The organism is Polyangium sp. 6x1, assembly GCF_029946515.1.
Classification (GTDB): Bacteria; Myxococcota_A; Polyangia; order Polyangiales; family Polyangiaceae; genus Polyangium.
On record NZ_JARZHH010000015.1, the window covers coordinates 89073 to 114472 of the forward strand.

The window sequence follows — 25400 nt, forward strand, 5'->3', positions numbered from 1 at the left end:
CAAGCGCGGCGCGTCAGAAGCCGCGAATGGCCGCGCCGATGCCGGGCGCGCCGCGGTTGCCCGCGACATCGCCGTCGCCGCCCAGGCCGCCGTCGCCCGGTTTGCCCGTGGCGAGCGAGACCGCGCCGCGGAGCTCGGGTTCGCCGCCGACATGGACGATCACGAAGGCAGGGCCGCCGAGGCCGCCGCCGCCGGGGCCGCCTTTGCCGCCCATTCCGCCCGCGCCGCCCTGGCAAGCGTCGGGCGCGGAGAGGCCTTTCCCCGTGCCGCCCTTGCCGCCCATTCCGCCCGCGCCGCCGGGCTGCCCATCGGCGCCTTTGCCGCCTTTGCCGCCCCGATCGGACGCGACGCGGCCATCCCAGAGCGCGATGGACGATTCGACGCTGGCAATGCCGATGCTCGCGCCGCCAGGGCCGCCGCCTTTGCCGCCCTTGCCGCCGCAGCCGCCGGAGCCGCCGCTGCCGCCGCTGGCGCCGGCCCCGGGCGTCGCATTGGCGCAAATCGAGGCCGCGCCCCGCGCGCCCCCGGCGCCGCCGCCTCCTTGTCCGGGCAAACCGAGTCCGCCCGTGCCGCCCGCGATGCCGAAGTACCCCGTCGCGTCGAGGCGGCCGAAGCCCGCCGCGCCCGTGCCGGGCGTGCCCCGCGCTCCGTCGTTGCCGGGCGTTCCTTTTCCGGTCGTGCAGCTCCAGCCCCAGCCCGCGTCGCCGGCGCCGCCGAGGCCGAAGCTCGCCACGGCGGGCGCGCCGATCTCGCCGGCCTTGCCGGGGGTCGATTGCGACGAGCCCGGCGGAATCGCGCCGCCGTCTCCGCCTCGGCCGCCCATGCTGACATTCCCGTCCTCGCACATGCGCTCGACGCGCGTGCCGCCCGGGGTTCCGAGCTCGGGCGCGGCGACGCAGACCGCCTGGCCCACTTCGCCGTCGAAGCCGTCGAGCGCGGAATCGTAGGGCAGAGCCGCGCCGTCCTCGCCGTCGGCGCCCGCGCCGGCGCGCACGTCGCAGCGCCGGAGCTCGGCGCGCGTGTGGTCCGCGAGCAGCGCGATGGACGATCCGCCCGGGCGGGTCGCGTCGGCGGCGAAGACGGCGAAGTCCTCGATGCGGCTCACGTGCGATCCGGGCGCGAGCACGAGCGGGATCTCGTCGGGCAAGCCGTAGAGGCGGGTCTTCTGGGTGGTATCCTTCCAGCGGTAGCCTTCCTGGCAATCGAGGCCGCCGAAGAGGCTCGCGCCGGCGGGCAGGACGAGGCGCTCGGAGAAGTCCTCGGCGCAGACGTAGATGGGCCTGTCGGCGCCTGCGATCAGGATGGCGTGGGCGAGGGTGCGGAAGGGTTTGTCCTGGCTGCCGGCGCCTTCGTCGTCGCCGAGGCTCGTGGAGACGAAGACGCCGCAGTCGGCCGGCACGGGGCCGTCGTTCCAGGCGGGGACGCAGCGCGGCACCACGTAACGCTCGCCGGTGGCCCTCGTCTCGCAAATGGGGCCGTCCGTGCATTCGGCGTCGGGCGCCGGGGCGCAACTCGCGCCGAGCGCGAGCAGGGCGAGGGGCAAAAGGGCGAGGCGCGCGGCCCCGCCGAGGTTCGTCGGCATGATCGTTCGTTCCCGCATGGGGCCTTTGAATGAAAAAGAGGACGGCGCTCGCAGCGAGCACGCGTCCGGGGCCTCGGGGGCCGCCGGGCATCGCATCGCGAGCGCCGACGATTTGGATGATGAGGCGTGCGCGTCGTTGCGGAAATCGCGGAAGGTCCGCAAGGACCGGAGCGCGCGTTCGGGACGATGTTGACGGGCCGCGGACGGTGCTCTAGAAATAAGGAATCAAATGAAAAAGGTTCTCGTCGGGACGTCGTTGATTTTGGGCCTTTGGGGCGCCGCGTCCGGCTGCACGGACGAGGGGGAAGCGGGCTACACGACGTCGGGCAGCACGAGCGGGGGAGCCGTGTCGACGGGCGCGGGCACGGGCGGCGGGACGGGGACGAGCACGGGCACGGGCGGCGCGGGCGGCGACGGGGGTATGGCGGGCGCCGGAGGGAGCGGAGGCGCGGGCGGGAGCGGAGGCGCGGGCGGGAGCGGAGGCGGGAGCGGGGGCGCAGGCGGGAGCGGGGGCGCAGGCGGGAGCGGAGGCGCGGGGGGCGGGCCTGCGATCGATCCGAGCGACCTGAAAGCAATCGTCGTCGGGGGGTACGTCGAGCTCTCGTGGATGAAATCGAACAAGCCCGCGTCGAGGATCGTCCGCGGCGAGAACACGATGCCCGTCGGCCCGGACGATCCCGCGGCGACCGTCGTGTACGAGGGCGCGGCGTCCGCGGCGAGCGAGCCGCTCCGCAATCTCGTGGCCACGACGCCGGAGGCGCCCCGCACGTACCATTACGCCGTGTACGGGTGCGACGCGCCGGGGAGCTGCGGCGGCGGGGCGGCGACGTCCGCGCTCTCCGTGACGATCGGCCAGGCGCTCGTCGGCGGCGGATACAACGCGGTGTGGCGGCACGCGGCGGCGGATGTGTGCCAGGACAACCTGGCGCTCGGGACGGCGGCCGAGACGTCGTCGCCGGATTGGTGGAAGAGCTGCGACGCGAACTGCGCGACCGCGTCCGCGCGGCAGCTCAATGCGACGGGCATCTCCCAGGCCGAGCAGATCGGCGTCGGGATCAAGGGCCGCGGCTTTCCGTTCGGGCGCGTGCTCGCGAGCGAGTTCTGCCGGTGCGTGACGACCGCCGCCCTCATGAACCTCGGTCCGGCGATCGAGCAGCGCGGCGACATCACCTATTTCGTTCACGACGAGGGGAACCGCTGCGCGGCCACGATGTCGCTCGTAGCGACGGAGCCGCCTGCCGGAACGAACGTGGCCATCGTGGGCCATTCCGGGTTCAGCTGCGCGGTGCTCGACACGCTCGCGTGGGGCGAGGCCGCCATCTACAAGCCGGATGGGAACGGCGGGTCGATCTACATCACCCGGGTCGATTCGATGAGCTGGCCCTCCTTGCAGTGACCTCTTCCATGGGGCCGGTCCCCGGGCAGGCGACGATGACGCAGATGCTTTCCTTTGAGCCAAAACGAAAAACCAAGGTGCTCGTGGGCCTCGCGTTCCTGCCGTTTGCCCTCGGCGCCTTGTTTTTTCTGGGGGCGTCTTTGCGGACGGCGTCGATCGGGTCGCGGCTGTCGGCGCACGCGGAGCGAAGGACGGACGACGGGCCGATGGCGATCCGCGGCGAGCTTTCGCTGCTCAAAGCGTCGTCGTCCTCGCCGCTCGGCGCCCCCGCCGCAGGGTGGGTCGGGGCCGTCGGGCGCCCGTCGCCGAGCGGCGGCGGCGCATTTGAGGTTTTCTGCGCCGTCAGCAGCTTCGAGGACGTGGCCGTGCGCAGGAACGACGGATTCACCTTCCGGCTCGCGTTTGCCAAGACGAACGAGCGGGTGCGCATCGACGAGCAGGAGGGCGCGGCGTGGCTCTTCGGGGACGATCCGCGGGTGGGAATCGCGGTCGGGTCGATGAAGGAAAAGGAAGCGACGGGGCCCGGCATCCCGCTCGCGATACGCACGGCGTGCAGCAAGGAGCTCTTCACGCTGGGGGGCGCCGCCGTGTACCGGGAGCATGTCGTCGCGGAGGGCATGCCGGTGACGGTGCTCGGCTGCAAGCAGACGAATGACATCGTGCCCTGCCGGGACGGGCTGGATTTCGTCACGATGGAGTCGCCCGATCGCGCGAAGGAGCGCATCGGGGGCAGGGTGAGCCCGCTGCTCTTTTTCGGGGGGCTTTTTTCGCTCGTCGTGCTCTCGGCGGGCGGTTTCGCGGTGCTCTCGCTGGCGAGCCGCACGCGGAGGAGTTTCCGATGATCGTCACGTTGCTCGGGGCGGGGCTCCTGGTCGCCGGGAGCGCGCTGATGTTTCGCGCGCGGGAAGGGGCGGCGCTGGTGCTGGAGGTGTGGCGGCGCCCGACGAAGAAGATCGCGGAGATCGAGCCCGGGGTGGTGGAGCTCGCGGGGACGATCGCCGCAGCGGAGGAGCCCATCGACGGGCTGTCGCGGAAGGGCTGCGTCGCCGTGCGCACCACCCTTCGAGGTTTTTCTGGAGAGGGGAAGCGCCGCCAGCGGCTCGGGGAGCGCTCGGTCCTGCGCGCGTCGCGGGCGGCGCTGCGCGACGCGAGCGGCACGTGCGTGGTGGATCTCGGGGACGCGGAGGTGGTCGGGGACGAATGGGCCTCTCGCGCGGTGCGCGTGGAGGAGGTCGCGTCGTCGTGGCCGCCGTGGGCGCGGGATCTGGTGCCGCCCGGCGCGACGCACGTGGAGGTGGAGGAGGTGGTGGTGTCGGAGGGCGCCGACGTGATGATCACGGCCGCGACGCGCAAGCAGGAGCGCGTGGACGGGTTTTACAGGGACGCACGGGCGCGCTGGGAGCTCGGCGGATCGGAGGAGATGCGCTGCCTCGTGACCGTGGGCGGGCAGGCGTCGCTTTTCCGGCGGACGGGCGGGGCGGTCGCGTTCGCGGTGGTGTGCGGGCTCTTGCTCGTCGTGCAGGGGATTGCGACGATGCTTGCGGGGATTCAGCTTTGAGCGTTCAGCCCTTCGGCGTGGTGTCTTCTGCCTCGGAGGCGCCCGGCGAAGCGCGAAGGTGGATCCGGCGATACTGCTTCGACCCCGGCCCGTATGCATTGCGAACGACCTGCTTGAACGACAGGTACTTTTCGTAGGTCGGGCCGTACACCTGGGCGCGTGCGAATTTCGCTTTCGATAGCTGCTTGTTCGCTGCGATGGATTCGGTGAGCTCCGTGATCGCCTTCGGCGCCCTCGCGCCGAACTCGCCGTCGAGGATCGCGTCGGCCCAGGGCTTGCCGACGTGATCGTCGATGAGATCGAGGAGCCTGCGGATCGCGTCGAGCTGATCGGTGTCGGTGGCGAGCGATTTCAGGGTATCGGGCAGCACCGTGTGAGGCTGGACGGCGAGGAGCGCGGAGCGGGCGACGCGGTAGGGGGCATCGAGGCTCGCGAGCGCCTGGAGCGCTTCGTGATTCTCCTTGGAAAAGGCCGTCGTGGCGTCCGCCACTGCTTTCTCGGTGGCGAGGTACTCCGTGGTGGCGTCCGCGAGGGTCTCCTTGAAGACGGCGACGACGACGGGGTTTCCGTCGGGCTCCTCGGCGATTTCGAGCGACCGAGCGAGGACGCGCGCGAAACGATTGTAGTCGATGGACATGGGGCGGATTACATCCGGAGGGATCGCGAGATGCAAGGGGGACGTGCCGGGGAAGGTCGGACGGGTCGGCGCGAAGGTCGGAGAGGCCGGCGCGAAGGTCGGAGGGGCCGGCGCGAAGGTCGGTGAGGGGCCGGGGAAGGTAGCTATCTCACCGACGAAGGTCGGTCACGGGCCGGGGAAGAAAGCTAACGTACCGGGGAAGCTCGGTCACGGGCCGGCGAAGCTCGGTCACGGGCCGGGGAAGGTCGGTCACGGACCGGGGAAGGTCGGCGAGGCGGGGGTGAGCTTGTGAAGCTCGATCGTCAAGCCGTACCGTGGGGCCGGTGATGCTCGTGGGTGCTGCTCTGCGGTTTTTTCGGCTCGGGCAGCTGGTGCTTTTCGCTTTTTGCGTCTCGGCATGGCTCCTCGGGTGCGGCGTGGCGCGCGTGCGCACGGAGGGGTGGGCGCAGGAGCTGCACGGCAAGAGCGTGTTTCGCGTGTGCCGGCGGCATCCCCGCGTCGAACCGGATGCGCGCGCCTGGTACGACCTCGGGGACGGCGTGCCTCGAACGGCGCGCCAGCCGCTCGACGAGCTGCTGGGGAATCCTTCGGTCAAGGCGGTCTTCATTCATGACCCTCACGCGCCGTCCGAGAGCCGGAGGCTGCTCGGGCTCGCGTATCAGGAGCTTCCCTGCGACAAACCGCCTCCGCCGCCTCCGCCGCCGCCGCCTCCGCCGGAGAAGATCGCGGCGGAGGAGCCGGAAGCCGCGCCGGCCAAGCGTACGACGGTCCGAACGGCGACGCGGGCGCAGGCGATAAGGCCCTGCGACGGGCCGCGAAATAGGCCACCGGATCAGCGTTTCCTCGGGCAAACGGCGCCCACGCCTGCGCCCGCGCCTGGGATGAGCGCGCCGTGTCCGCCGCCTCCGCCCGGGAATACATACGAGGAACAGAAAGTCAACCTGGCGCGGAGGGACGCCGAGGAGGAGGCGAGGCGCACGGGGGAACGGATCGGGCGCGAATGGGGCGATACGCTCGGTAGGGCGGAGGAAACGAGGGACCAGCTCAACCGTACCTGGTCGGACGGCTTCGCCGGAATGGTTCGGAGGCACCCTGCATTCGCGGAGCAGTACCAGGCCGACTTCGCCAAACAGTTGAATGCAATCCCGGACCTGCCGACGTACGACGACGAGGGGCTCGCCACGATCGCCTGGGAAGCATTCCTCAAGGGATATGGCAAAGGCTGGGCGGACGCCGAGCTGAAATTCGGGATCGTGAACAACCTGGCGGACACCATGTTGGCGGTCGCCGGCGGGGCCGCGACGCGCGTGGAAACGGCAGGGGCGAGGGCGCTGCGGGCGGCGCAGCAGAGGCTGCGAAGCATGCCGGTGTTCCTGCCGAGCGCTGCGGGCGGACCGGGCGGGTTCTTGCGGCGGCCGAAGCTGCCGGGCCCGCCGGCCGCGACCCCGCCGAAGGCAGTGGCGCCGCCCAGCGGGACGACGGTCACGACGACGACGAAGCCGGTCACGGGGCCGAACGGGGCGGCGGGGCAGGCGAGGACGGCGACGATCCGGAACGGTCACCTCGGGGGCAAGAAACATCCGAAGACGGGCGTGCCCTTCGACGCCGAGGGGTATCCGGATTTCAAGGCTGCCGGCGTCGTGAAGAAGGAGGTGACGATCAACCAGACGGGGGACAGGCGTGAGGATTTCAAACGTGCCAACAAGGCTGCGAACTACGACGTGACGCCGGAAAAACATACGTGGCACCATCATCAGGACGGGAAGACGATGCAGCTCGTGCCCACACAAATTCACGCGGACACAGGACATACCGGCGGGGTCGCAACGAAGGGGAGACCATGACATGGAAATCACAGACCGCGGAGAACCTTTGAGCGAACAGGCCCTCCAAGAGTTGGAGGAGAAGCTCGGCGTGCGCCTGCCCGAACCCTATCGCCGGTTTTTGCAAGAGTACAATGGAGGCCGACCAGACCCGGACATACTCGACATCGCCGGAGCCCCCTTCATGGGCGCGGACGTCAAGGAATTCTTCGGTCTAGGACGAGAGTACGAATCTGAGGATCTCTTGTGGAACAATGAGGAGTGGAAGAGGGCCAGCTTAGGCGATGATGTGCTCGCGATCGCGCGCGATTCGGGCGGGAGCCTCTTCGGCATCGTCACCGAGGGGGAGCAGCGCGGCCGAGTGTACTATTTCGACTACTATGCGAGCTGGGAGCCCTACTTCGTCGCCAGCGACTTCGACTCGCTCCTCCAGCAACTGCGCCCGCTGACGCCCGAGGAGCTCGCCAAGATCGAGGCGGGAGCGGCGAACGCGGTGGTCGTTGACCTCGACAAACCCGTCGAGTAGGGTGCGCGGCAGAGACATGGACGACAAACTCGACCTCGGCCAGGCGTACGCGCCGCCCGTCGCGTCGCCGCCCGTCGCGCCCCTCCCCGACGTGATCTCGCCCTACGACAGGATCGTGAGGTTGTCTTTCCCGGTCGGCGCCGTGGTCGGGCTGCTCATGGGCTGCGTGGTGTATCTCCAGTCCGCCTACGCGCTGAGCCAATTCAATGCGCAGAAGAACGCCCCGGGGATCGTATGCGTCATCGCGCTCCGCGGATTGGGCCCCGGCAGCGCCGTGCTCGCCGTATCCCTCACGGCGGCCGTCCTCCTCCATCGCGCGGGGCGCAGGGCGCGCGGACCCATCGAGGTCGATCACGCGCGTGTGCTCCTCGTCCTGGCGACGTTTCCCCTCCTTAGCGTCGTTACGACGCTGTTCTGCATCCTGGCCTCCGTGCTGCTGTGGCTGGCAGAACCCGCGGGGACGCCGAGCGAGTATCTGGCATCCCTGTCCGATTTCATGAGATGGCCGGATCCCGTTTTTGGCCTGGCCGTGGCCGCAGGCAGCGGGGGTTTTCTCACGTGCCTGCTCCGCATCGGGGCAAACTGGCTCACGACGAAGAAGCACGGGCTCGCCCTGAAGCTCTTCGTCGCGTACGCCACGCTCGCCATCCCCAATGCTGTGCTACGGGCTGTCCTTTCGCTCGTGGACCCGGCTTGAGTCGGCCCACGGCCGCCCAGGCGGGCCGAAAAGCTGGCCTTTTCCCGCGCTTCGCGCTACCCGTCGTGCTCCCAGGATGAAGCCCGGAGACCTCGTCGCGGATCGGTTCGAGCTCGACAAAGTGGCGGGCTCGGGCGGCATGGGGAAGGTGTTTCGCGCGAGGGACCGCAGGACGGGCGGGCTCGTCGCGCTGAAGGTGCTCTGGGCCCACGCGCACGCGGACACCGAGACGCGCTTCGTGCGGGAGGCGGAGCTGCTCGAAGGGCTCGATCATCCGGGGATCGTGCGGCATGTCGCGCACGGGCTCGGCCCGGAAGGCGAGCCGTGGCTGGCCCTCGAGTGGCTGGAAGGCGAGACGCTGAGCGAGAGGCTCCGGCGCACGGGGCTCGACGCCGCGGAGAGCGTCGCCGTGGCGCTGCGCGTGGCCGAGGCGCTCGGAGTCGCGCACACGGCCGGGATCGTGCACCGGGACCTGAAGCCGGCGAACATCTTTCTCGTGGGGCAGAGCGCGATGGACGTGCGTCTGCTCGATTTCGGGATCGCGCGTGTCGAGGGGGGCGAGGCGCTGACGCACACGGGGTACGTGCTCGGGACCCCGGCGTACATGGCGCCCGAGCAGGCGCGGGGTTCGTCGAAGATCGACGCGCGGGCGGACGTGTTCGCGCTCGGCTGCGTGCTGTTTCATTGCCTGACGGGGCGGCCGCCGTTCGTGGCGGAGGAGATGCACGCGGCGCTGCTCAAGGTGGTGCTGGAGGAGGCGCCGCGGGTCTCGTCGCTGCGGACCGGGGTGCCGGAGGCGCTCGACGCGCTCGTCGCGCGGATGCTGGCAAAGGCGCCGAAGGACCGGCCGAAGGACGGCGCGGCGGCGGCGGCGGAGATCGCGGCGCTCGGGATCATCGAGGCGACGGACGCGATCGAGGCGAGCGCGCGGCCGAGCGGGCTGACGGGCAAGGAGCGGCGCGTGGTGTCGCTGGTGCTCACGAAGCTCTCGCCGGGCGAGCGAGCGCAGAAGGCGGGGGACAGCGAGGTTTTCGGGCCGACGCTCGAGCTCTCGGGGGTCCCGTCGGCGATGGGCGCAGCCGTGCGGGGGCGGTCGCTCGAGGGGATCGTCGAGCGATATGGAGGGCGGCTCGACGCGCTGTCGGATGGGACGCTCGTCGTGAGCCTTCTGTCGACGGGCGCGGCGACGGATCAGGCGGCGCGGGCGGCGCGGTCGGCGCTGGAGCTGCGGGCGGTGTTGCCGGAGGCGCCGATGGCGCTCGTGGCAGGCGCGGAGGTGTCGTCCGAGGGGCTGCCGATGGGCGCGGTGATCGAGCGGGGCGTGCGGCTGCTCGGGAAGAAGGCGCCGGCCGGGAAGGCGCCGCCGATCCGGCTCGACGACGTGATGGCGGGGCTGCTCGACGTGCGGTTCGACGTCGACGGCGACGAGGGGGGCCTCTACCTGCGCGGCGAGCGCGACGTGACGGAGGCGGCGCGGACGCTGCTCGGGAGGCCCACGCATTGTGTCGGCCGCGAGAGCGAAATGGCGATCTTGATGGCGCTCGTCGACGAATGCTTCGACGAGCCGCTCTCACGCGCCGCCGTGATCCTCGCGCCGCCGGGCATGGGCAAGAGCCGGCTGCGGCACGAGCTTTTGCGCAAGCTGCGCGAGAAACGAGAGTCGATTGGCGTCTGGGTCGGGCAGGGCGATCCGATGAGCCAGAACTCTCCTTTCGCGCTCGTGGGGCAAATGCTGCGTGGGCAGGCGGGTTTGTCCGGGGGGATGCCCGTCGACGTGCAGCGGCAGCGGCTGCGCGCGCGGCTCGGGCGGCACCTCGGGGGCAAGGCGCTCGAGCGCGCGGTGATGTTCCTCGGCCCGCTCGCGGGCGTGCCGCCGGCGGACGAGGAGAGCATCGAATTGCGCGCGGCGCGGCGGGATGCGCTGCTCATGGGCGATCAGATCCGGGCCGCGTGGGAGGATCTGCTGCGCGCCGAGACGGACGAGCGGCCGGCCCTTCTGATCCTCGAAGACCTGCACTGGGGGGATCGGCCGACGGTCAAGCTCGTCGACGAGATGCTGCGCGCGCTGCCGGAGCGGCCGATCTTCGTGCTGGCGCTGTCGCGGCCGGATCTGCCGGAGGTGTTTCCGCGGCTCTGGGAGGGGCGGCCTTTGCAGGAGATCCGGCTGAAGGAGCTGTCGAAAAAGGCGGCGGAGCGGCTCGTGCGGGAGGTGCTCGGGGACCGGATCTCGGACGCCATGGTGGCGCGGCTCGTGGAGCGGGCCGGGGGCAATGCGTTTTACCTGGAGGAGCTGATCCGCGCGGCGGAGAGCGGGCGGGCCGCGGAGCTGCCGGAGACCGTGCTGGCGATGGTCGAGGCGCGGCTCATCGCGCTCGCGCCCGAGACGCGGCGGCTTTTGCGGGCCGGGAGCGTGTTCGGGCAGGTGTTCTGGCGGGGCGGGGCCACGGCGCTGCTCGGCGAGGGGCCACACGAGGCCGCGCTCGGGCCGATGCTCGCGGATCTCTGCGCGCGCGAGCTCGTGGTGAAGCGGCCGCAGAGCCGTTTTCCCGCGCAGGAGGAGTATGCGTTCCGGCACGCGCTCGTGCGCGAGGCGGCCTATGCGGCGCTGACGGAGGCGGATCGCGCGCTCGGGCACGAGCTCGCAGGGGCCTGGCTGGAGGAGGCGGGGGAGCGGGACGCGGTTGTCCTGGCGGAACATTACGAGCGCGGGAGGGCGACTTCGCGGGCCGCGGCGTGGTACCGGCGGGCGGCGGAACAGGCGCTCGAAGGGAACGATTTTCGGGCGGCGATCGAGCGGGCCGAGAAGGGCGCGCGGGGCGCGTCGGCCGAGGCGCGCGGGGAGCTTTCGTTTCTCCAGGCGGAGGCCTATCGCTGGCTCGGGGAGGCGGCCGAGGCCTCGGCGCGCGCGGCGAGCGCGATGCAAGCGCTGCCGCGGGGCAGCGGGGCGTGGTACGCGGCGGCGGCGACGGCGGCGTCGATGCTGGTCCGGCTCGGGCAGCGGGACGCGCTTTCGGAGCTCGCGGAGGTGGTGCGCGCGCCGGGCGCGGAGGCGATGGGCTCGTCGGCGCCGGCCGTGAGCGCGGTGGCGCACGTGGCGGCGTCCTTGCTTCATGCGGGGGAGCACGCGGCGGCCGAGGAGCTCATCGGGCAGCTCGGAATGGTGGCGTGGCCCATTGCAGAGCGGGATCAGGGGGTGGCGGCGCGGCTGTATGCGCTGCACGCCTCGCGCGCGCTTTGCACGGGGGACGCGGCGGCGTCGCTCCTGGCGACGGAGCAAAGCATTCCGGCGTTCCTCGCGACGGGCAACAGGAGGGACGCGTGCGTCGGGCGGGTGAACGCGGCGCACGCGCGGATCCAGCTCGGGATGTTCGCCGAGGCGGAGCGCGATCTCGTGGAGCTCTTGGGCGAGGCGCGGCGGCTCGGGCTCTACAATGTGGCGGCGCTCGCGAAGCAGAACCTCGGGCCCGCGCTCGCGGCGCGCGGGGCGCTCGAGGAGGCTTTGCTCCACGTGCGCGAGGCGATCGCAGATTTCGCGCAGCAATCGAACCGGCGGCAGGAGGGGCGGGCGCGCATTTACCTGTCGGCGCTCTTGCTCGCCCGCGGGGACGTGGAGGCGGCGGAGATCGAGGCCGAGAGCGCGGCGGAGGCGCTCGCGGCCATCGGGCCGCTGCGGGCGTTCGCGCTCGCGGCGTGGGCGCGCGCGCTGCTCGCGCAGGACAACTGGCCTTCGGGGCTCGGCATTGCAGGGGCGGCGATGGGGCTCTTCGCGTCGCTCGGGGGCATGGAGGAGGGCGAGGCGCTCCTCCGGCTCGTGTATGCCGAGGCGCTGATCGCGTCGGGGAGCGCGGCGAGCGGGAAACACGCGATTTTCCAGGCGCGGACGCGGCTCCTCGCGCGGGCGAACCGAATCACGGACGCCGCGATGCGGGAGCATTTTCTGGAGCGGGTGCCCGAGAATGCCCGCACGATGGCGCTCGGGCGCGAGCTCGGCGCCGGAGCCTGAGAAGCGCCGTGACCGCGTGACGCCCGTGGTCGGCGGGTGTCGCCTTGTGCCAGCGTGGGCCACCGGCGCGGCGTGAAAAGAGACGAACTTCGATGCAGAAATCGTGCTCCGCGGCGCGGGCACGAGGCTTGCTCGGTTTCGTGTCCTCGCTTTGGGAGGTCCTCATGAAACAACGGTCTCTGCGCGCGCTCGTGTTCCTTCCTTTGCTCGTGGCTTCGCTCGGTGGGAGCATCGCCGCTTGTATTGCCGTGGATAGCGGTTCGAATGGCTCGGGCGGGTTCGACGAGTCGTCGGGCGGAGGCGAGCCCACGGGGCCCGTGGGGCCCGGCGTCGGCAGCAGCTCGAGCGGCGGATTCAATGGGGCCGGCGGCGGCGGCGGCGCGGGCGAATTCCCGGGGGAGCCTCCGCCGCCCGATCCGGTCGCGCCGCCCGCGCAGGGCGCGGACGCGGGCACGGACGCCGCCGCGGAGTTCACCTGCGAGGGGATCGACGATTCGAAGCCCGTCGTCCTGTATCTCTCGGCCGACGACTCCAATTCGATGGGCTCCCCGGTCCACACGCGCGAGCTCATCGGCATGGGCATCGAGCCGATGGCCCAGGAGATTCGCACGTACGAGTTTCTCAATTATTATCGGATTCACTATGACGCGCCGGCCGCAGGCAAGCTCGCGCTGTTCCCGGAGCTCGCGAATACCGCGGTCGCGAACGAGCTGGATTTCCAGATCGCGGTGCGCTCGTTCGACGCCATCAAGCCGCGGCGCCCGATGACGGTGACGTTCGTGCTCGATACGTCGGGCTCGATGGGCGGCCCCGGCATCGAGCGCGAGCGGGCGGCGGTGAAGGCCATCGCCGCGAGCCTCGCCGAGGGCGACATCGTCAATGCCGTCACCTGGAATACGAGCAACAACGTGGTGATGAGCGGCCACGCGGTGACGGGGCCGAACGATCCGGAGGTCGTGGGCCTGGCGAACGGGCTCACGGCGAGCGGCGGGACCGACCTGCACAGTGGGCTCGTCGCGGGGTACGGGCTCGCCGAGCAGCATGATGGTGCGGGGCGGTTGAACCGCGTGATCTTGATCAGCGACGGCGGGGCGAACGTGGGGCAGACGGACGCGGATTTCATCGGCGAGAAATCGAAGGACGCCGACAAGGAGGGCATTTACCTGGTCGGCATCGGCACGGGGCCCGGCGGGTCGTACGACGACCGGCTGATGGACATCGTGACGGACAAGGGGCGCGGCGCGTACGTTTATCTCGACAGCACGGCAGAGGCCTCGCGCATGTTCGTCGACAGGTTCGACGAGACCATGGAGATCGCGGCGCGCGGCGTGCAGGTCGAGCTGACGATGCCGTGGTACTTCCAGATGCACAAATTCTACGGCGAGGAGTACTCGGAGAACCCCGAGGAGATCGAGCCGCAGCACCTCGCGCCGAGCGACGCGATGATCTTCAATCAGGTGCTCAAGGCTTGTGATCCGGCGAAGATCGTCGCGACCGACACGATCACCGTGCGGGCGCGCTGGAAGACGCCGCTCACGTACCTCGACCAGGAGACCGAGGTGACGACGACCGTGGGGGATCTGCTCGCGGCGCAGAAGTCGGGGCTGCCCAAGGCCAAGGCCATCGTCGCGTTCGCCGAGGCCCTGAAGGCGCCGACGTCGCAGAACCTCGCCGACGCGTTCGCGATGGCCACCGCGGCCAACGTGAAAGGCGACGATCCCGAGCTGCTCGAGATCGTGAGCCTCATTCAGAAGCACCCCCAGTATTGACGAACGTACGGCAGCCTTAGGGGGCCTCCCGACGGAATGAAGGCCCTTGCGTACGGCCTTCGTCCATTTACTGCTACACGTCTCCGTCCATTTGCTGCTTTGCCAGGTTTTCCGCTGTCAGGGACATGGCGCTGCCCATACGTCCATGGTAGCTCCCAGGACCATTACAATTCGAACGGCCATTTCGGCCGGGGGAGAGTGGCATGGACGGTGGTGGAGTCGACCGCGGACCTGCTGCAGAGGCGGCCATTTTGCGGACGCTGCTCGATAACCTGGACGTCGTCGTCTGGGCTATCGATCCCCAGGGGTACATGCGGTTCCACGACGGCAAAGCCGCGCGGGCCGAGGGAGATCTGACGGGGAAAAACGTCCACGATCTCTATCCGCCCGAGGCCAACGTATGGCTCGAGCGCTCGCTCCAGGGCGAGACGCACCGCAAGATCACCGAGCCCGCGCCGGGGCGTTTCTGGGAGAGCTGGTACACGCCGGTCAAAGACGAGAATGGCAACGTGACCGGCGTGATCGGGATGTCGATCGACGTCTCCGATGCGCAAAAGGCGCAGCGCGAGCTCGCGCAAAAGATCGAGGTGATCGAGCGGCAGCAGGACGTGATCCGGAACCTGGAGACGCCGGTGCTCGAGGTATGGGAGGGCGTGATCGCGCTGCCGCTCGTGGGGATCATCGATTCGAGCCGCGCCGCCCGGGTGATGAACGATCTGCTCGCGTCGGTCTCGCGCACGGGGGCGCAATTCGTGCTGCTCGATTTGACGGGCGTCGACGTCGTCGATACGGCGACGGCGAATTACATCCTCGGGATGGTGCGCGCGCTCGGGCTGCTCGGCGCGTGTGGCGTCGTCACGGGCATCCGGCCGAACGTGGCGCAGACGATCGTCTCGGTGGGAATGGATCTCTCGTCCTTGAAGACGCTCGGGACCCTGCGACAAGGGCTCTCGTATTGCATCCGGCAAATGGCCGCGCAGAAGAAGGAGCCGAAGTTCTAGCTCAGGAGCCCCTGGGCTTCCGGAGCGCGAGGAGCACGCCCGTGGCGAGCATGGCGCCCGCGACGACGATGCGCGCCGTGAGCTGCTCGCCGAGGAAGAGGACGCTGCCCGCGGTCGCGAGGACGGGGACGAGGAGCTGCACGACGGAGGCGCGAAGGGCCGAGAGGCGCGGGAGCGCCGCATACCACAGGCTATAGCCGACGCCCGAGGCGAGGGCGCCCGAGGCCACCGCGAGGAGGAGGCCCCGCGGCGAGATGCGCGGGACTTCGAGGAAAAACGCGCTCCCGAGGGAAAGCGCGAGGGTGAGGGGAATGGCGCGGGCGAAGTTGTCGGCGGTCGCAGAAAGGGGACGTTTTGCGGAACGGCCCCGGAGCGAATAAATGCCCCACGCGACGCCCGCCGCCGCCATGAGGAGGGCGCCCACGGGATCGGGCGCGGTGGCCCCCGGCGCGGCAAGGACGAGCAGGCCGCCGAGCGCGAGCGAGAGACCGATCCAGCCGCTCGCGGAAGGGCGTTCGCCGTAGAGGAGGCCCGCGCCGAGCATGGTCGTCTGGACACACCCGAAGAGGACCAGCGCCCCGACGCCGGCGCCGATGCGGACGTATGCGAGGGAAAACCCCGCGGCATAAGCGAAGAGCGCAAATGCCGAGCCAAACGTGCCCTGCCCGGGGCGAGCACCCCGGGCGAGGAGGAGGAGCGCGAGCGTCGCCGCGCCCGAGGCGAGGCGCACGGAAGTGAACGTGGCGGGATCGACGAGCGCGGCGCCGCCGGAGAGGGCCGCGCGGCAAAGCAAGGAGTTCCCGGCGAAACCGAGGAGCGCGAGGGATACAAGCAGTGGGACGGGAATACGGCCGGGCGACATCGTGCGGGTGGAGCGTAAACGAAAAGAGGCCGGGCGTCCTCGGAGATTCAGGGTAGAGTGGGGGCGTCGAGGAGGCCCATGCGGCACGATTCCACAGGACGAACGTTCGCCCGGGAGAGCATTGCGGCGCAGGCGCTCGGCTGGGTGGACGAGGAGACGCGCGCGATCGTCGCGCCGATTCACCCGTCGACGACGTTCCTGCGAGATCCGGACAATCAATACCGGTCGGGCAGGGTGTACGGTCGCTCGGACAATCCCACGTTCGATCAGGCCGAGGCGCTGGTTTCGGCCCTCGAAGGCGGGACGTCGAGCATGCTGTTCGCCTCGGGAATGGCGGCGGCGACCGCGGTCTTTTTGAGCCTCGCGCCCGGCGACCACGTCGTCGTGCCCGAGGTGATGTACTGGTCATTGCGGAGCTGGATTTGCGGCCCGGGCGCGCGGTTCGGGCTCCGGGTGACGCTCGTGGACATGGCGAACCCGGAGAAGGTCGCGGCCGCGATCGAGCCGGGCAAAACGCGGCTCGTGTGGGTGGAGACGCCCTCGAATCCGCTCTGGGGCGTGACGGACATCGGCGAGGTGTCGCGGCTCGCGCGCGCGGCGGGGGCGCTCGTCTGCGTGGACTCGACGTCGGCGACGCCGGTCTTGACGCGTCCGCTCGAGTGGGGCGCGGATCTCGTGATGCATTCGGCGACGAAATATCTGAATGGTCACTCCGACGTCCTCGCCGGGACCTTGACGGCCGCGGAGGCGGGCGATTTCTGGGAGCGCGTGCGCGCCACGCGGTCGCAGGTCGGCAGCATCGCGGGGCCCTTCGAGGCGTGGCTGCTCGTGCGCGGAATGCGGACGCTGTTCTTGCGGGTGCGGGCGGCGTCGCAGAGCGCGCTCGCGATCGCCGAGCACCTCGAGCGGCACCCGCGCGTGCTCTCCGTGCTGTATCCGGGGTTGTCCTCGTTCCCCACGCACGCCGTGGCGGCGCGGCAGATGGACGGGGGGTTCGGCGGTATGCTGTCGGTGCGGATCCGGGGCGGAGAGGCGGCGGCGGTCGCGGTCGCGTCGCGCGTGTCGCTCTGGAAACGCGCGACGTCGCTCGGCGGGGTGGAGAGCCTCATCGAGCATCGCGCGAGCGTGGAAGGGCCGGACTCGCCGGTGCCGAAGGATCTGCTCCGGCTCTCGGTGGGCATCGAGGCGGCCGCGGATCTGATCGCGGATCTCGATCAGGCCCTCGCCAGGTAGGGCCGCGCGCGAGCGGCGTTTTGCGCGGCGCTCTCGCGCGGTTCTTGTGAAACCACGCCTCCCGGTGCATCCTCGCGCGCCGATGGAGTCGATTCCGGCCTGGATCCTCGCCCGCTATCGTGACCTCGACGGGAGGCCCCACGCGCTCCACGGCGGGGGCCTCATCAACCGCACGTTCCTCGTCGAGGGGCGCAGCGGGAAGGTCATCGTGCAGCGGCTGCACCCGGTGTTCGCGGGGGTGGTGAACGAGGACATCGACGCCGTGACGGCGCACCTCGCGGAGAAGGGCCTCTTGACGCCGCGGCCTGTGCGCACCGATGACGGGGCGCTCTGGGTCGACGACGAGGAGGGGCGGGCATGGCGCGCGCTCTCGTTCGTGGAGGGGCAGAGCCACGACCGCATCCCGAGCCCGAGCATCGCGCGCGAAGCGGGCCGCATGGTGGCGCGGTTTCACGCGGCCGTCGCGGATCTCGCGTACGACTACCGGCACGTGCGGGCCGGGGTGCACGACACGAAGAAGCACCTCGCCACGCTGGAAGCGGCGCTCGACGCGCACACGGCGCATCGGCTGTTCGGCGAGGTCGAGCCGCTCGCGCGGCGGCTGCTCGCCGAGGCCGAACGGCTCCCGGATCTCGCGCGGCTCCCGCTTCGGCACGTGCATGGAGATCTCAAAATATCGAATCTCCTGTTCCAGGGCGAACAGGCCGCATGTCTCGTGGATCTGGACACACTCGGCCGCATGATCTGGCCCTTCGAGATGGGGGACGCGCTCCGCTCGTGGTGCAACCCGGCGGGCGAGGACGTGGCGCACGTGGCGCTCGACGCGGGCACGTTTGGCGCGGCGCTCGCGGGGTACGGCGAGGTCGCGCGCGGGGCGGGGCTCGTCTCGGCGGAGGAGGCGGGGGCGATCGTGGACGGGCTCGCGACGATATGCCTGGAGCTTTCGGCGCGGTTCCTCGCGGACGCGCTGCGCGAGGTGTACTTCGGCTTCGACGCGCGGCGATTCCCGGCGCGGGGCGAGCACAACCTGGTGCGCGGCAAGGGGCAACTGGCCCTCTTCGACAGCGTACAGGCACAGCGCACGGGGCTCGAGCACGCCGCGCGGCTCGCGCTGGGCTGAGTCACGGACGCGGTTCGTCCCCCGGTAAAAAAATTGCCCAGCCTGCACTCGGCTCTTGCCGCGGGATCGAATCCATGATCGTTTGCCCCGCAATATTTGACCATCCACGGGCCCGACTCCCGGAAGTCTCGTCTCGTCTCTCGCCGCGTGAAGCGGCAGGGCGGGCGATATTGGCGACCGCGGCCCTCGAGGTGGCTTGGAGGGTATGATGATCAAACGAGGGTTCTTCGGGGTGTTGTGTGTCGGCGCGCTGCTCGGAGTGACGAGTATCGCCAACGCCGCGCCCATCACGCAAAACACCGATCCCAACACGGTCGATTATGGGAACTCGGTGGCATGCGGCGGCGGCGGGGTCACGGCCGAGAATTCGTATTATCGCGTGTTCGATCTCTTCGGCCTCGGCATTCCGGCGAGCGGGATCCGCAGCGTGCAGTTCGGCGTCGACGAGTCGGCCGGCGGCCCGCAGGACGTCTTCATCAAGTTCTACACGCTCAACTCGACGATGGTGCAGGCGAACCTCGTCCCGTTTGGCCCGATCTACACCGTGACGGTCCCGGATCAGCAGGCGTCGCTGATCACCGTCCCCCTGAACCCGAACCTCTCCTTCGATACGCAGGACCAGATTGTCGTCGAGATCAACTCGCCAGACGGCGATGCGACCGGCACCGCCTTCTACATTGGCTCGAACGCGGCCGGGCAGTCGGCGCCGAGCTACATCCGTTCGGAGGCCTGCGCCGCGTTCGGCCTCGCCGAGATCACGGATCTCGCGGTAGCCGGCTTCGCGGACATGCACATCGTCATGACGCTCGATGTCGGCGCCTGCGGCGACGGGACGGCCGAGGCCGACGCGGGCGAGACGTGCGACGACGGCAACACGGACGACGGCGACGGCTGCGATTCGAACTGCACCGCGACGGCCTGCGGCAACGGCGTGAAGACGGCGGGCGAGGCCTGCGACGACGGCAACGAGGCGAGCGGCGACGGGTGTGACGTCAACTGCACCGTGACGGCCTGCGGCAACAACGTGGTCACGGCGGGCGAGGTCTGCGACGACGGCAACGTCAGCGACGGCGACGGCTGCGATTCGAACTGCACCGTGACGGCCTGCGGCAACGGCGTCGTGACGGCCGGCGAGACGTGCGACGACGGCAACACCGTGAGCGGCGACGGCTGCGACGCGAACTGCAAGCCGACGGGCTGCGGCAACGGCTTCGTGACGGCGGGCGAGACCTGCGACGACGGCAACTCCGTGGACAACGACGGTTGCGATTCGAACTGCACGCCGACGGCGTGTGGCAACGGCGTGATGGCCGGGACCGAGACCTGCGACGACGGCAACACGGCGAACGGCGACGGCTGCGACGCGAACTGCACGCCGACGGGCTGCGGCAACAACATCGTGACGGGCGGCGAGCTCTGCGACGACGGCAACACCGTGGGCGGCGACGGCTGCGACGGCAACTGCCTCAACCCGGCCTGCGGCAACGGGTTCGTCGGCGTCGGCGAGACGTGCGACGACGGCAACGACACGAACGGCGACGGCTGCGACGTGAACTGCACGGCGACGGCCTGCGGCAACGGCGTGCTCACGGCCGGCGAGGTCTGCGAGGACGGCAATACGGTCGACGGCGACGGCTGCGATTCGAACTGCACGCCGAGCATCTGCGGCAACGGCATCACGACGGCGCCCGAGGAGTGCGACGACGGCAACACGGACGACGGCGACGGCTGCGATTCGAACTGCAAGCTGCCCGCCTGCGGCAATGCGATCGTCAACGAGGGCGAGGCCTGCGACGACGGCAACAAGAGCGACGGCGACGGCTGCGATTCGGACTGCTCGGTCACGGCGTGCGGAAACGGCATCCAGACGCTCGGCGAGGAGTGCGACGACGGCAACAACGTCGACGGCGACGGCTGCGACGCGTCGTGCAAGTCGACGGGCTGCGGCAACGGCGTCGTGACGGACGGCGAGGACTGCGACGACGGCAACGACGTCGACGGCGACGGCTGCGATTCGAACTGCTCGGCGACGGCCTGCGGCAATGGCGTCGAGACCGAAGGCGAGCAGTGCGACGACGGCAACACGACGGCCGGCGACGGCTGCGACGCGAACTGCCGCGTGGAGTCGAACGGCGAAGGCGGCGCAGGCGGCGCGGGCGGCGGCGCGGGCGGCTCGGCGGGCTCCGGCACCGAGAACGTCGAGGGCGGCTGCGACTGCACCGTGGCGGGCGAGAGCGACGCGAAGACCTCGGTGGGCCTCTTCGGCGCGCTCTTCGCAGCCCTGCTCGTGCCCTTCCGGCGTCGTCGCCGGTCGGCGCGCGCCTGATCCTCACGGGGCGACTCCCTCACCCCAACCCCTCTGTTCCCGCTTGGGGGCTACGCTCGGACAAGCCGAGCTACGCCCCCAAACCCCCCTCTCGGGAGAGGGGCTTTTTTTTGCTCTCATCCAAAATTGCGACCATTGCGGAAGTCGGTGCGTCTTTGCGAAAAGCATGGACGTCGTCGTCGGCGCCGGGCTATCTTTGCGTGCACGCGCGCTCCTTGCCGTGATGAAAGCGAGATTCCCATGAGAATGCTTCTTCCCGTGGTCGCCATTTCTTTGGCAATGGTCGGTTGTTCGAGCTCCGGCAACGTCGATCTCGGGGCTGGGCCCGGGGGGACGGGCGGGAGCGGGGGGAGCGGCGGCAGCAGCAGCAACAGCGGGAGCGGCGGGAGCGGCGGCAGCGGGCCCGCGACGACGTCGTATACCGTGACGTTCGACCCCGTGAAGGTCGCCGCAGGGACGGAGCGGACGCAATGCGTGGTGAAGGCGCTCGGCAATGACGAGCTCGTGCGGATCCACCAGATTCAAAACGTGCTGCCGAACGGCTCGCATCACCTCATCGTGTACCGGACGAACGACACGGAGGAGCAACTCGCGCCGTTCGATTGTCAGCCGTTCGCCGACACGCTCGACCCGACGAAGGGCGCGCCGGTGATGATCACACAGAAACACGAGGACACGCTGACACTGCCGGACGGCGTCGCATTCACGATGCAGCCGAAGCAAATGGTGCGGCTGGAGATGCATTACCTCAACGCATCGCTCGAGGAGATCGAGGTGTCGGCGACGTCGACGTTCTACACGATGAAAGAGGCGGACTTCAAAGACGAGGCCGATTTCCTCTTCATCGGCAACCCCGACATCAAGATCGCGCCGCATACGTCGGCGTCGCTCGGGCCGACGTTCATGGCACTGCCGTCGGACCTCGCCGGCTCGAAGTTCTTCGGAATCACGGGCCACACGCACCAGTGGGGCAAGAACGTGACCGTGTCGTGGGCCCCGTCGAAGGCCGGGGCAGATACCTCGGTGTACAAGGTGGATGGCTGGCTCTGGAGCGAGCCGCCGACGGTGTATCACGACCCGCCGTTCGAGGTCCCGGAGGGCGGGGGCTTCCGGTTCACATGCTCGTGGGACAACCAGAGCAACCAGGAGGTGGGCTTCGGCGAGTCGGCAAACGACGAGATGTGCTTCTTCTGGGCCTACTACTACCCGAGCAAAGGCTCGCGGGTCTGCGCACACACGGACCAGGTAGGCGGCGGGCTCGACATATGCTGCCCAGGCAGTCAGCTCTGCGGGCTTCTGTTCTGAGGGCGCCTCGCTGGGGCGTTGCCCCAGGCCCCACCAGGGGCTGTCCGCCCCTGGACCCGGACCAGCGCCCGCGCTGGACTGAGGGTCGATGAACTGCGCAATGCGCAGTTCATCGAACAGCCGGGTTCAAGACCAGCGACGTCCCTGCCAACCAAGACAGCAGCGCTGACGGTTCTATCGGCAGCGCGGTCCCACCGGCCTGTGGGAAGAACTGCGTAATGCGCAGTTCATCGAACGGCCGGGTCAAGACCAGCGACGACCCTGCCAGCCAAGACGGCAGCGCTGACGGTTCAACCGGCAGCGCGGTCCCACCGGCCTGTGGGAAGAACTGCGCGTAGCGCAGTTCTTCCCCAAAAGGTCCAGGGCTGGCCCTGGTTCGGGTCGAGGGGCGAACAGCCCCCGCGGGGCCCGGGGCAGAGCCCCGGCTCGGCGGCTCCTTCAGGCCCTCACCAGCCGCAGGTCTCGCCCTTGCTCTCCTCGCGGATGAACTTCCGCAGGGGCTCGAAATATTCGAGGATTGCGCTCGCGTCGCCTTGCGTCTCGCCGGAGATTGCCTTCATCGCCTCCGGCCAGGGCTTGCTCGCGCCCATCGCCAGCATGGCCTTCAGCTTGTCGCCGGCCGCCTTGTTGCCGTAAATCGAGCAGGTGTGCAGCGGGCCCGTGTGCCCGGCTGCCTTGCAGAGCGCGCGGTGGAACTGGAACTGGTAGATGTGCGCCAGGAAGTAGCGCGTGTAGGGCGTCCCGCCGGGGACGTGGAACTTCGCGCCGGGGTCGAAATCCTTTTCGCTGCGCGGGACCGGGGCCGCGACGCCCTGGTATTTTTGACGCAACACCCACCAGGCCTCGTTGTACTTGTCCGGCGCCGTCTTGCCCGCGAAGACGTCCCAGCGCCATTGATCGATGAGCTTGCCGAACGGCAGGAATGCGATCTTCGCGAGCGCCTGCTTCATCAGGAAGTTCGTCTCGGCCTTCGGGTTCTCGGGCGCGTCCTTGAGCAGGCCGATCGTCTTCAGATAGCCCGGCGTCACGCTCAGCGCGATCGTGTCGCCGATGCCCTCGTGGAAGCCGTCGTTCGCCCCCGCCTGGAAGAGGACCGGGAGCGTGTGGTAGTAGGCGTAATAATAGTCGTGCCCGAGCTCGTGGTGGATCGTGATGAAATCCTCCTCCTTTGGCTCGATGCACATCTTGATGCGGATGTCGCCGCCGTAGGTGACGTCCCAGGCGCTCGCGTGGCAGACGACCTCGCGGTCGCGCGGGCGGACGAACATGGAGCGCTCCCAGAATGTCTTCGGCAGCGGGTCGAGGCCGAGCGAGGTGAAGAACCGCTCGCCCATCTTGACCATTTCAATGGGGGCGACCTTCTTGTCGACGAGCGCCTTCGAGACGTCGAGCGAGGCCTCCGTCGGATACGGCGTGACGAGGTCGTAGAGGTTCGACCAGTCCTGCGCCCACATGTTGCCGAGCAGGTGCGCAGGGATCGGGGCCTTGTCGCCGATCTTGTCCTTGCCGTAGAGCTTGCGGAGCTTCGAGCGGACGAGGCAATGCAGCTCGTCGTAGAGCGGCTTGACCTGGTTCCAGAGCCGCTCGGTGTCGGCCTCGAACGCCTCGGGCGTCATGTCGTAGCCCGCGCGCCAGAGCGCGCCCATGTCCGAGAACCCAATCGAGCGCGCGCCCTCGTTGCCGAGCTCCACATAACGCGTGTACCGTTCGCGGATCGGCGGCGCGATCGAATGCCAGCCCGTCCAGGCGTCGAGCAGCTCGTCGTATTTGCGGCTCTTCGCCATGATGTTCGAGAGCTCGTCGAGGTTCTCGCATTTGCCTTCGAGCCGCGGCGGGCAATACTTGCCCTTGCCGTAATCGGCCTCCATCGAGACGGCGATCTGCGCGAGCTCGGCGCGCTTCTTCGGGTCCGGAGGCGCGGGCAGCGTGCTCGAGATCTTGATGAGCTTGAGCTGGCGCGCGACGGGCTCGGGCAGCGTCATGCCGTCGAAGCGCGTGGCGCCCGTGATCGCCGTGCCGAGGTATTCCATGTTGGCTTCCTCGGCCGCCGCCGAGAGCGCCGTCGTATCGTCCGTGATGTACGTCTTGTTCACCCAGGACGCGCGCGCCGAGGCGGTCCAGAGCTTCTTGAGCTCGTCGTTGACACGGAGGGTGAACCCGTGCGCCTCCTCGGCCGTGGGGGGCTTGGCCGCGGGCGCCTGGGATTGCCCCGGCGCGGGCGTCGCCGAGGCCGTCGTCGCCGTGGGCGGGGGCGGCTCGGTGTTACACGCGACGACGGCGGCGGCGAGCGCGAGCGGGGCGGCGAGGGCGAGCGAGGCGTAGGGGCGTTGTTTCATGAACCGGGCTCCGAGGTTTTGCCCGGTATAATCCGGAAACTAGGCGTCCGGGAAGAGCATTGCGCACACGCCCGGCGAAAGAAGATTGTCGCAGACGAACGTGGCGCCGGCCTCGCGCAGGTCTCCCGCGACGAACCTGCCGGTGGCGACCGCGAGTGACTCGGCGCCGATGGCGCGGGCTGCCGCGATGTCCTTGGGCGTGTCGCCGATGACGACGATGCGGCAATCGCCCGGCTCCTTGCCGAGCCGCTCGGCGCCGCGCCGGGCGCCGGCATGCAGGAGCGACGCGCGTTCCTCGTGGTCGCAGCCGAAGCCGCCGAAGGAGAAACGATCGAAGAGGCGCACGCGGTCGAGCTTGATGCGGGCGCCGTCCCGGACATTGCCTGTGCCGAGGCCGAGCGCAATGTGGGGATGTTTGGCGGCGCGATCGAGGACGACGTCGACGCCGGGGTGGGTGATGTACCCCGTGGAGGCCGCGACCTCGGCGACGAGCGCGTCGAGGTAGGCGGCGAGGACACGGTCGATCGAGGGGTCGTCGGCGATCGCGCCGAGGCCTTCGAGGCCGCGGCGGACGATGGCGCGATCGGTCATGCCATCGAACGAGAAGAACGAGCACGCGTCGGCGCGGCCGGTGACGTGCGCGAAGGCGCGCTCCATGGAGCGGCGGCCCGCGCCGCCGGTGTCGATGAGGGTGCCGTCGATGTCGAACAGGAGGACGGTGGGGAGCACGCGCGCAGTATGTCAGAGGCGGGGAGGCGCGCTCGCCGTGGCGTGTGGTCGGCTGCTCGGAAAGAAGGCGCGGGGAGGAAGGCGACCACGCGGTTGCCTGATCGACATGTCGTCGGGGAGGAAGGCGACCACGCGGATGCCTGATCGACATGTCGTCGGGGAGGAAGGCGACCACGCGGTTGCCTGAACGACATGTCGTCGGGGAGGAAGGCGACCACGCGGTTGCCTGAACGACATGTCGTCGGGGAGGAAGGCGACCACGCCGATGCCTGATCGACATGTCGTCGGGGAGGAAGGCGACCACGCGGTTGCCTGATCGACATGTCGTCGGGGAGGAAGGCGACCACGCCGATGCCTGATCGACATGGCGTCAGGGAGGAAGGCGACCACGCCGATGCCTGATCGACATGGCGTCAGGGAGGAAGGCGACCACGCCGATGCCTGATCGACAGTGCGTGGGGATGAGAGCCCCCTCCCTCTCCGCCGCGCGGAGAGGG

General features: G+C 69.7%; 18 protein-coding genes. 13 read left to right on the forward strand and 5 right to left on the reverse strand.

Annotation, left to right across the window (positions count from 1 at the left end; all coding sequences use genetic code 11):
* Positions 1-13: 13 nt before the first annotated feature.
* Positions 14-1600 carry a PGRS family protein gene (locus QHF85_RS16700; RefSeq protein WP_281328187.1) on the reverse strand — a complete coding sequence of 529 codons (1587 nt, stop codon included), beginning with the start codon at positions 1598-1600 and terminating at the stop codon, positions 14-16.
* 211 nt (positions 1601-1811) lie between these two features.
* Between QHF85_RS16700 and QHF85_RS16705 the strand changes: the two genes are divergently transcribed.
* From QHF85_RS16705 to QHF85_RS16715, 3 genes are read left to right on the forward strand one after another with little or no spacing between them, the layout of a single operon-like run.
* Positions 1812-2978, forward strand: coding sequence for a hypothetical protein (locus tag QHF85_RS16705; protein WP_281328188.1), 1167 nt, complete (start codon positions 1812-1814; stop codon positions 2976-2978).
* 44 nt (positions 2979-3022) lie between these two features.
* Positions 3023-3820 (forward strand): hypothetical protein, encoded by a 798-nt coding sequence (locus QHF85_RS16710; RefSeq protein ID WP_281328189.1) that lies wholly within the window; start codon positions 3023-3025, stop codon positions 3818-3820.
* Positions 3817-4536 carry a hypothetical protein gene (locus tag QHF85_RS16715; RefSeq protein ID WP_281328190.1) on the forward strand — a complete coding sequence of 240 codons (720 nt, stop codon included), beginning with the start codon at positions 3817-3819 and terminating at the stop codon, positions 4534-4536. The genes QHF85_RS16710 and QHF85_RS16715 overlap by 4 nt, the downstream gene beginning before the upstream one ends.
* A 4-nt stretch (positions 4537-4540) precedes the next feature.
* Here QHF85_RS16715 and QHF85_RS16720 read toward each other — a convergent pair whose 3' ends face one another.
* Positions 4541-5173 (reverse strand): hypothetical protein, encoded by a 633-nt coding sequence (locus tag QHF85_RS16720; protein ID WP_281328191.1) that lies wholly within the window; start codon positions 5171-5173, stop codon positions 4541-4543.
* A 371-nt stretch (positions 5174-5544) separates the two neighbouring features.
* Here QHF85_RS16720 and QHF85_RS16725 point away from each other — a divergent pair, with 371 nt between their 5' ends.
* From QHF85_RS16725 to QHF85_RS16750, 6 genes are all read left to right on the forward strand, one after another.
* Positions 5545-7017, forward strand: coding sequence for an HNH endonuclease (locus QHF85_RS16725; protein WP_281328192.1), 1473 nt, complete (start codon positions 5545-5547; stop codon positions 7015-7017).
* A gap of 1 nt (position 7018) precedes the next feature.
* Positions 7019-7522: an SMI1/KNR4 family protein gene (locus tag QHF85_RS16730; protein ID WP_281328193.1), complete on the forward strand. Its 504-nt coding sequence runs from the start codon at positions 7019-7021 to the stop codon at positions 7520-7522.
* A gap of 16 nt (positions 7523-7538) precedes the next feature.
* Positions 7539-8219 (forward strand): ABC transporter permease, encoded by a 681-nt coding sequence (locus QHF85_RS16735; protein WP_281328194.1) that lies wholly within the window; start codon positions 7539-7541, stop codon positions 8217-8219.
* Positions 8220-8295: 76 nt separating this feature from the next.
* Positions 8296-12222, forward strand: coding sequence for a serine/threonine-protein kinase (locus QHF85_RS16740; protein ID WP_281328195.1), 3927 nt, complete (start codon positions 8296-8298; stop codon positions 12220-12222).
* Between the two features lie 164 nt (positions 12223-12386).
* Positions 12387-13991 (forward strand): VWA domain-containing protein, encoded by a 1605-nt coding sequence (locus tag QHF85_RS16745; RefSeq protein ID WP_281328196.1) that lies wholly within the window; start codon positions 12387-12389, stop codon positions 13989-13991.
* A gap of 203 nt (positions 13992-14194) precedes the next feature.
* Entirely contained in the window at positions 14195-14992 is a 798-nt protein-coding gene (locus QHF85_RS16750; protein ID WP_281328197.1) for an STAS domain-containing protein, read from the forward strand.
* Position 14993: 1 nt separating this feature from the next.
* Here the strand turns inward: QHF85_RS16750 and QHF85_RS16755 are convergent, their stop codons facing one another.
* Positions 14994-15854 carry a DMT family transporter gene (locus QHF85_RS16755; protein ID WP_281328198.1) on the reverse strand — a complete coding sequence of 287 codons (861 nt, stop codon included), beginning with the start codon at positions 15852-15854 and terminating at the stop codon, positions 14994-14996.
* A gap of 78 nt (positions 15855-15932) precedes the next feature.
* Between QHF85_RS16755 and QHF85_RS16760 the strand changes: the two genes are divergently transcribed.
* The 4 genes from QHF85_RS16760 (at position 15933) to QHF85_RS16775 (ending at position 21838) form a co-directional block, all read left to right on the forward strand.
* A complete protein-coding gene (locus tag QHF85_RS16760; protein ID WP_281328199.1) occupies positions 15933-17087 on the forward strand; it encodes an aminotransferase class I/II-fold pyridoxal phosphate-dependent enzyme in 1155 nt (384 codons plus the stop codon).
* An 82-nt stretch (positions 17088-17169) separates the two neighbouring features.
* Positions 17170-18207, forward strand: a complete 1038-nt coding sequence (locus QHF85_RS16765) for a phosphotransferase (protein WP_281328200.1) — start codon at positions 17170-17172, stop codon at positions 18205-18207.
* Positions 18208-18412: 205 nt separating this feature from the next.
* Entirely contained in the window at positions 18413-20533 is a 2121-nt protein-coding gene (locus QHF85_RS16770; protein ID WP_281328201.1) for a DUF4215 domain-containing protein, read from the forward strand.
* Positions 20534-20773: 240 nt separating this feature from the next.
* Positions 20774-21838, forward strand: coding sequence for a hypothetical protein (locus tag QHF85_RS16775; protein WP_281328202.1), 1065 nt, complete (start codon positions 20774-20776; stop codon positions 21836-21838).
* A 446-nt stretch (positions 21839-22284) separates the two neighbouring features.
* On the opposite strand, the gene QHF85_RS16780 is transcribed toward QHF85_RS16775, so the two are convergent.
* Both QHF85_RS16780 and QHF85_RS16785 read right to left on the reverse strand, forming a co-directional pair.
* A complete protein-coding gene (locus QHF85_RS16780; protein ID WP_281328203.1) occupies positions 22285-24174 on the reverse strand; it encodes a M2 family metallopeptidase in 1890 nt (629 codons plus the stop codon).
* A gap of 39 nt (positions 24175-24213) precedes the next feature.
* Complete coding sequence (locus tag QHF85_RS16785) at positions 24214-24903, reverse strand: HAD family hydrolase (protein WP_281328204.1); 690 nt, start codon at positions 24901-24903, stop codon at positions 24214-24216.
* Positions 24904-25400 lie beyond the last annotated feature (497 nt).